This window comes from Vulcanococcus sp., from assembly GCF_044369115.1.
GTDB lineage: Bacteria > Cyanobacteriota > Cyanobacteriia > PCC-6307 > Cyanobiaceae > Vulcanococcus.
The window spans coordinates 1-3,464 of the sequence record NZ_JBIPMN010000221.1 but is presented as its reverse complement, the minus strand read 5'-3'; the positions used below and the strand labels follow the sequence as shown (position 1 = coordinate 3,464).

Genomic DNA, 3,464 nt, shown 5'->3' with positions numbered 1-3,464 from the left:
GGCGTCGCCGTTGGCAAACCAGCGACCGCAACCGGAGTCCACCACGAGGGTGTGGAGGTAGGAGTCGGCCGGGGTGATGGCGGCGATCGGAGTGCCGGCGGCCAGGTGGCCGTAGAGCTTGGAGGGGGCCACGAGGCCCTCGGCCGTGATACTCAGCGTCACCAGGGCGAGATCGGCGGCCGCCAGCGAGAAGGGCAAGTCTTCCAGATCCTGATAGGGCAGGAAGGTGCAGTTCTCAAGGCCCCAGTCGGCCCGCAGCTGGAGGAGGCGCTGCTTCTGGGGGCCAGCTCCAATGAACAGGAACTGGATCTCGGGCTGCTGACGCAGCAAGAGCGCCGCCGCCATCACGGTGACCAGATCGTGGCAGCGTCCCTGGTTGCCGGAATAGAGCACCACGAAGCGATCAGCCAGCTGGTGCTTCTGCACGAACCAGTTGGCGGCCTTGGGGCGGGGACGGATCGCGGCCGGATCCGCCCAGCTGGGGATCACCGTGAGCTTGGCGGCGACCTGCGGCACGGCAGCGGCAACGCGGGCCTGCATGGCCGGGCTGAGCACGATCAGCTCCTGGGCATCGGCAAACACCCAGCCGTTGAAGTGCCGCCAGAGCCGCACCAGCGGATGGCCCGGTGGGAGCACGCCGAGCTCCACCAGCACATCGGGGTAGAGGTCGTAGAGGAGCACCAGATAGGGGGTGCGGGTGAGGCGATGCAGCAACCAGCCGAGCAGCGGCAGGTAGGGCGGCTCGGTGGTGTAAAGGATCAGATCACCGCGGCGCGAATAGCGCAGCAGGCGCAAGGTGATGCGCAGGCAATAGAGAATGCCGTTGATGGCACGGCCGCGGATGCGCTGGGGCCAGAAGCGGGTGGCCTGAGTGCGCCGGATGCAGCGATTGGGAAGAAATTCAAGCCGCTTGGCATCGCTGGTGTTGTAGGCATAGGCCGGCATGCCGGTGAGCACCTGCACCTGTAGGCCCCGGGCGGCCATGCGAGCGGAGAGATCATCGAGCAGCTGGCCGGTGGCCGCAAAATCGGGCGGAAAGAACTGGCTCACCAGCGTGAGCCGCGGATAACGGCTGCGGCTGGAGCGCCACCGCCAGCGGGAGGCGAGCTTGCGCAGGATGCGCTGCAGGCGCGAAAGATTGGAGGTGAAAGGGAGCGACGACACAGCCATAGCAAAGGTCACCGCCCCACCTGGTGAAAGGGTTAGCGGCAGCCGGAGAAGCGGGGGTGATGACAACGAGAGGCGTCCATGCTGCAGGCAAAGCAGCTCAGGCTGCTGCTGGGCCGATCTGCTCACGGTTCGGCGAAGCGCATCGCCACGAGCGCCGCATGAATCCAGACATGCTCCAATACGGCGGGCTTACCGGGGCTCTGGGTTAAGGGTTCCCTAACCGATCAGCGCTGACCCACCACCACCGCGGGGTTGCCGCGCACGATCGCGCCGGCGGGCACCGTGCCCCTCACCACAGCACCAATGGCCACCACGGCTCCCGAGCCGATCTGAGTGCCAGGTGCGAGCACAGCCATAGCGGCGATCCAGGCGTGTGAGCCAATCGTGATGGGCCCAAGACGGAGGTCAAACCCGGCAGAGCGGAAATCGTGGTTGCCGGTGCAGAGGTAGGCCCCCTGGGAGAGACAAACGCGATCGCCGAGGGTGACGGGGGCGAGGTTGTCGATCCAAGCGTCTTCCCCCAGCCAGCAGGCCTCACCCACCTGCAGCCGCCATGGGAATTTCACGCGCAGGCCGGGCTTGAGGCGGCAGCCGCTGCCGATCTGAGCGCCGAAGGCGCGCATCAGCGCCACGCGCCAGGGGGAGCCTGGTAGCCAGCGGGCGGCGAGCAGGGGCGCGCCGAGGAAGAACCAGAGGGTCTGAACAAGCCTGGGCGCACCGGGGTGCCAGGTGGGCGGGGTGCGGTAGCGATCGAGCTGCTGAATCACCGCTCAACTCAGCTCCACGAAACCCGGGCGCTCAGCACCTTCGAGAATCCATTGATAGAGCTCAAGGGTCTGTTCGGCTACGCGCGGCCAACTAAAGTTCTTGCGCACCAGCGAATGGCCTGCGGCACCCATGGCGGCGCGTTCTGGCTGGCTTAGGGCGAACAACAGTAGTAAGGATGTTGCCAGAGCATCCGGATCGGGTTCGGCACGGAGGGCGGCGCCGAGGCTGAAGGCATCGGGCAGGTTGCAGGCGGTGCTGAGCAGGCAGGGGAGCCGGTGTGCCATGGCCTCCAGGGCTGCCATAGGCAGGCCTTCGGAGAAGGAGGGGAGCACAAACGCTGAGGCGTTATGGAGAGCGGCTGTTTTCTCAGCTCCGAAGACTGGACCCAGGACGCTGACCCTGGATAGCTCTCCTTGCGCCTGGGAATGCTCCACTTGGCATTCTAATGCGCCTTGATCGCCGTAGCCCACCAGGGCCAGCCACCAGCCAGCTCGGGCAGCTGGTGCAACAACGGATTGCCACACGGTGAGCAGGGGATCCAGCCCCTTCTTGTGGTGGAAGCGGCCCAGAAACAACAACACTTTGGCCTCCGCTGGGATGGCGTTCGTCCAGGGCGGCGCGGGGTGCGGTGTGCCTTTAGAAGTGACTGGATTGGGCAGGGCGACGCCGTTGGGGATCAACGCGATTGGGCTACGCAGGCCGAGGGCTCGCAAGGCTTGGGCTTCAGCCGGGCAGAGGGCCTGGAGAGCGGCGGCTCGTTGCAGGCTGCGGTGCTCGTAGGCCCACCAGAGCAGGGATTTGCGGCGGCGGTGCTGGGCGAAGGCCCAGGGATCGAGCATGCCGTGGGGGGCCACCACCACGGGGAGTTGCGGTTGCAGGAGGGCGGCCAGACGATTGGGAGCTCTCCAGAGGCCATGGACGTGAAGCAGCTCGGGGGCCACGGCGCCCACTGCTTCCGAGAAGGAGGCGCCCCGCTCGGGGGTGAGCCAATGGGGCTCCAGGCCGCCCATGGTCTGCTGGGCGCGCAGCAGGCCCTCAATCGCCTGGGCCACGCCTCCATCGGCGGGGCCGGGGCAGCGGCTGAGGTGCGCCAGCCGCATCAACGGGAAGGGGTGGTGGGCTCGGACTGGACTGCAGGGCTAACCTGCGCCATGGGCCGGGGGCGAGCTTGCCAGTAGTAGAGGGCAAACAGCGGCGCCACACCGAAGACAAACAAGGTGACCACCTGGGCCAGGTAACCGCGGGAGATCACGACGCAGAGATAGCCCACGGCACACACATAGGCCACCTGGGCGAGGGATTCGGTGCGGCGCACCGTGAACCAGTTCCACAGGCAGCGCAGCAAACCGCCGATGGCTACCCCCATGGCCAGCAATGAGATCCACCCCCCCATCAGGTAGTACTCCGCCACATTGAGAAAGGCAGCTCCGGAGGCGAAGTGCTCACTCCCCACAGGGAAGAGGGATTGGGTTGCCTTGAACACGTAGTCGGCCGTGGTTTTCTCGGCGAGGAAGGCCCGGGGGATG

The 3,464-nt window shown here is 66.5% G+C and carries 4 protein-coding genes; all 4 read right to left on the bottom strand.

Annotated elements, in window-relative coordinates:
* Positions 1 to 1,164, bottom strand: a 1,164-nt coding sequence (locus ACIQ2E_RS13440) for a glycosyltransferase family 4 protein (protein WP_398331529.1), incomplete at its 3' end; no start/stop codon positions are given.
* A 230-nt stretch (positions 1,165 to 1,394) separates the two neighbouring features.
* Complete coding sequence (locus ACIQ2E_RS13435) at positions 1,395 to 1,937, bottom strand: WcaF family extracellular polysaccharide biosynthesis acetyltransferase (RefSeq protein WP_398331526.1); 543 nt, start codon at positions 1,935 to 1,937, stop codon at positions 1,395 to 1,397.
* A 3-nt stretch (positions 1,938 to 1,940) separates the two neighbouring features.
* The gene (locus tag ACIQ2E_RS13430; RefSeq protein WP_398331523.1) at positions 1,941 to 3,038 is read right to left on the bottom strand and encodes a glycosyltransferase; all 1,098 of its coding nucleotides are present in this window, start codon (positions 3,036 to 3,038) and stop codon (positions 1,941 to 1,943) included.
* Positions 3,038 to 3,464: hypothetical protein (locus tag ACIQ2E_RS13425; RefSeq protein ID WP_398331520.1), on the bottom strand; the 427-nt coding region annotated here is incomplete at its 5' end. The genes ACIQ2E_RS13430 and ACIQ2E_RS13425, both read right to left, overlap by 1 nt.

Excerpts from the sequence above, each read along its gene's own strand:
- ACIQ2E_RS13430 (WP_398331523.1), bottom strand. The coding sequence starts at position 3,038 with ATGCGGCTGGCGCACCTCAGCCGCTGCCCCGGCCCCGCCGATGGAGGC.